Annotated in this window: 3 protein-coding genes; all 3 read left to right on the top strand. The window is 64.8% G+C overall.

Going from position 1 to position 4,329, the window contains the following annotated elements; genetic code table 11:
- Positions 1-368: 368 nt before the first annotated feature.
- From phaC to phbB, 3 genes are read left to right on the top strand one after another with little or no spacing between them, the layout of a single operon-like run.
- Positions 369-2,000: a class I poly(R)-hydroxyalkanoic acid synthase gene (gene phaC / locus B2W70_RS03730; protein WP_286742995.1), complete on the top strand. Its 1,632-nt coding sequence runs from the start codon at positions 369-371 to the stop codon at positions 1,998-2,000.
- 59 nt (positions 2,001-2,059) lie between these two features.
- Positions 2,060-3,238, top strand: a complete 1,179-nt coding sequence (locus B2W70_RS03725) for an acetyl-CoA C-acetyltransferase (protein WP_286742990.1) — start codon at positions 2,060-2,062, stop codon at positions 3,236-3,238.
- A 52-nt stretch (positions 3,239-3,290) separates the two neighbouring features.
- Positions 3,291-4,028: an acetoacetyl-CoA reductase gene (gene phbB, locus B2W70_RS03720; RefSeq protein WP_286742988.1), complete on the top strand. Its 738-nt coding sequence runs from the start codon at positions 3,291-3,293 to the stop codon at positions 4,026-4,028.
- Positions 4,029-4,329: the final 301 nt, after the last annotated feature.

The raw sequence follows: 4,329 nt of genomic DNA, 5'->3' as shown, positions 1-4,329 counted from the left end.
CCCCCACTGCTGCCCCCACTGCTGGCAAACGGGCGGCCCGGGTTTCGCCAGCCGGCTCGGGTGCGAGTCGGCGTGCCAGCGCTGCGGCGGGCGCATCGGCCACATCGACCGAGGCTCCGTTTGCGTCGGCAACGGCTTCGGGTCAAGCTGGTGACCCGTTCTCCACCGCGACCCAGGCCTGGTCCAAGCTGCTGGCTGGCAAGCCGCCCTTGCCAGGGTTTGATTTGACGAAGTTTGGCGAGGCGGCTGGGGTGGCTGAGTTGGCCCAAGCCTGGCGCCCCTGGTTGGGGGCGGCTGCCAATGCTCAGAGCCTGGGCACCTCCGATTTCACCAAGGGGCTTGAGCCGGTGGGTCAAGCCGTTGGTGCCATGGGGCAGAGCCTGGGCGCCACCCTGCAATCGTTGGCCGGCCTGAACATCCCGGCCGAGCAACTGCAATCGATCCAGCAGGACTACCTGCGGCAGGCCGGCGAGCTCTGGAACCAGGCCCTGCAGCAGCCTGATGCGGTCAAGGTGAGCGACAAGCGCTTTGCCTCGCCCGAATGGAGCCAGTCGCCGGGCAGTGCCTTCATGGCCTCGATGTACCTGCTCAATGCGCGCACCTTGCAGCGCCTGGCCGACAACCTCACCGGCGACGACAAGGCCCGCCAGCGTGTGCGCTTCGCTGTTCAGCAATGGGCCGATGCAGCCTCGCCAGCCAACTTCCTGGCGTTCAACCCGGAGGCGCTGAGCAAAGCCGTCAGCACCAAGGGTGAGAGCCTGACCCAGGGCCTGAGCCACCTGCTCAACGACATCCGCCAAGGGCACATGTCCCAGACGGACGAGAGTGTGTTCGAGGTGGGGGTCAACGTGGCCACCACCCAGGGTTCGGTGGTCTACGAGAACCCGTACTTCCAGCTCATCGAGTACAAGCCGCTGACGGCGCAGGTGCACGAGGTGCCGTTCCTGTTCGTGCCGCCCTGCATCAACAAGTACTACATCCTGGACTTGCAGCCTGACAACTCCCTGGTGCGCTACCTGCTCTCGCAGGGGCACCGGGTGTTCATGGTCAGCTGGGTCAATGCCGACGACAGCCTGGCCAAGGCCACTTGGGACGATTATGTCGAGCATGGTGTCACGCGTGCCATCGACGTCACCCGGGAGGTCACCGGTGCCGATCAGATCAACGCCTTGGGCTTTTGCGTCGGCGGCACCTTGCTGGCCACGGCGCTGGCGACGCTGGCCACCCAGGGCCGCAAGCCCGTTCGCAGCCTGACCCTGCTGACCGCCTTCCTGGATTTCGTCAACACGGGCACGATGGATGTCTTTGTGGACGAGGCCATGGTGCGCATGCGCGAGATGACGATGGGCGCCGACAGCCCGATGGGCGGAGGCCTGCTGCGAGGCAATGAGCTCGCGGCCACCTTCTCCTTCCTGCGCGCCAACGACCTGGTCTGGAACTACGTCATTGGCAACTACCTCAAGGGTGAGCTGCCGCCGGCTTTCGACCTGCTCTACTGGAACAGCGACAGCACCAACCTGCCGGGCCCCATGTACACCTGGTACCTGCGCAACACCTACCTGGAAAACAAGCTGTGCAAGCCGGGGGCGGTCGATGTCTGTGGCGTGCCGCTGGACATGCGCCGCCTGGACATGCCGACCTTCATCTACGGTTCGCGCGAAGACCACATCGTGCCTTGGGACAGCGCTTATGCCTCATCCCAGGTGGTCAGTGGCCCGAAGACCTTCGTGCTTGGCGCGTCTGGTCACATCGCCGGCGTGATCAACCCACCCGAGAAGAAAAAGCGCAGCCATTGGGTCAGTTCGGCACGGACCTTGCCTGCCACCGCGCAAGCCTGGATGGAGACCGCCACCGAGCAGCCTGGCAGTTGGTGGCCGGTGTGGGCGGGCTGGCTTGCTGAACAAGCGGGCAAGATGGTTCCCGCGCCCAAGCAGCCTGGCAGCCGGCAGCACCCCGTCATCGAGGCCGCACCCGGTCGTTACGTCAAACGCAAGGCCTGATCCCCGGGGTCGCCACGAGCGGCCCTGGTCACGTCAACCGAAGTCACAAGGAACTCACCATGACCGACATCGTGATCGTTGCTGCGGCCCGCACCGCGGTGGGCAAGTTCGGCGGCGCGCTCGCCAAAACCCCGGCTGCTGAACTGGGCGCCACCGTCATCCGTGATCTGCTGCGTCGCTCTGGTTTGCCAGGCGATCAGGTCAGCGAGGTGATCATGGGCCAGGTGCTGCAAGCCGGTTGTGGCCAGAACCCAGCCCGTCAGGCCATCATCAAGGCCGGCTTGCCCAACGCTGTGCCCGGCATGACCATCAACAAGGTGTGCGGCTCGGGTTTGAAGGCCGTGATGCTCGCCGCCCAGGCCATCCGCGACGGCGATGCAGAAGTGGTGATCGCAGGCGGCCAGGAAAACATGAGCCTGTCGCCGCACGTGGTGCCCAATTCGCGCGAAGGTCAGCGCATGGGCAACTGGAGCATGGTCGACACCATGGTCAACGACGGTCTGTGGGACGTCTACAACCAGTACCACATGGGCATCACGGCCGAGAACGTGGCCAAGCAGTACGGCATCAGCCGCGAGGCGCAGGATGCGCTGGCGCTGGCCTCGCAGCAAAAAGCCGCCGCTGCACAGGATGCAGGCCGATTCAAGGACGAGATCGTGCCGGTGTTGATCCCCCAGAAAAAGGGCGATCCGCTGAGCATCGATGCCGACGAGTACATCAACCGCAAGACCAATGCCGAAGCCTTGGCTGGCCTGCGTCCGGCCTTCGACAAGGCGGGCAGCGTGACCGCAGGCAACGCGTCTGGCATCAACGACGGCGCGGCGGCCGTGATGGTGATGAGCGCCAAGCGCGTCGAGCAGCTGGGCCTGAAGGTGCTGGGCCGCATTGCCTCGTACGCCAGCGCGGGGTTGGACCCGGCGATCATGGGCATGGGCCCGGTGCCTGCGGCCCGTCGCGCACTCGAGCGCGCCGGCTGGAAAGCCGCCGACCTCGACCTGCTGGAGATCAACGAAGCCTTTGCCGCCCAGGCCTGTGCCGTGCACCAGGAAATGGGTTGGGACACGAGCAAGGTCAACGTCAATGGCGGCGCCATCGCCATTGGCCACCCCATCGGCGCGTCGGGTTGCCGCATCCTGGTGACCCTGCTGCACGAGATGGCGCGCCGCGATGCGAAGAAGGGCATCGCCTCGTTGTGCATTGGCGGTGGCATGGGCGTGGCCCTGACCATCGAGCGCTGAAGCGCAACCCCTTTCAACAGTCAACAGTTCACAGCCCACAGAGGAGCATCACATGAGTCAGAAAGTAGCCTACGTCACCGGCGGCATGGGTGGCATCGGCACCGCCATCTGCCAACGCCTGCACAAAGACGGTTTCAAGGTCATCGCGGGCTGCGGCCCAAGCCGTGACCACGCCAAGTGGCTGGAAGAGCAGAAGGCCTTGGGCTACAACTTCTACGCGTCGGTGGGCAACGTGTCAGACTGGGATTCGACCGTGGCAGCGTTCCAGAAGACCAAGGCCGAGCACGGCCCGATCGATGTGCTGGTCAACAACGCCGGCATCACCAAGGACGGCATGTTCCGCAAAATGACCAAGGGCGATTGGGACGTGGTCATCGACACCAACCTCAACAGCTTGTTCAACGTGACCAAGCAGGTCATCGATGACATGGTGGACCGTGGCTGGGGCCGCATCGTCAACATCAGCTCGGTCAACGGCGAGAAGGGCCAGTTTGGCCAAACCAACTACTCGGCTGCCAAGGCCGGCATGCACGGTTTCACCATGGCCCTGGCCCAGGAAGTGGCCAACAAGGGCGTGACGGTGAACACGGTGTCGCCGGGCTACATCGGCACCGAGATGGTCCGCTCGATCCGTCCGGACGTGCTGGACAAGATCGTGGCCACCATCCCGGTCAAGCGCCTGGGCACGCCGGAGGAAATCGCTTCGATGGTGTCTTGGGTGTCGAGCGACGAGGCCGGTTTTGCCACCGGTGCCGACTTCTCGGTCAACGGTGGCCTGCACATGGGCTGATGCCTGGTTGATGGCTGTTCGCTAATGGGCTTTGGGGCTTGGAGGTGAACATTCGAAACCCCGCGTGCCGCTGGTCGGCCGCGGGGTTTTGTTTTGGTTGTTGTCAGGCGGCCCTGGGTGGGTGCGCTTGGATGTTTGAGTTGGCGAGTGGTTGGTTGGGGTGGGGGTCACGTTGAGCACCGGTCAGGGGGCGAGGGGGCCTGCTCCGGGGCCACGCTCGCGGGGCACCACCGCGCCCTGCATTCGTCACCCCCTGAACACCGACCAGGTGGTTGCAGAGTCAGGACACCGCGAATGGGCC

Source organism: Aquabacterium sp. UBA2148 (assembly GCF_002328915.1).
GTDB lineage: Bacteria > Pseudomonadota > Gammaproteobacteria > Burkholderiales > Burkholderiaceae_C > Aquabacterium > Aquabacterium parvum.
Note: the sequence above shows the minus strand (reverse complement) of the source record. Positions and strands in the feature narration are given on the sequence as shown.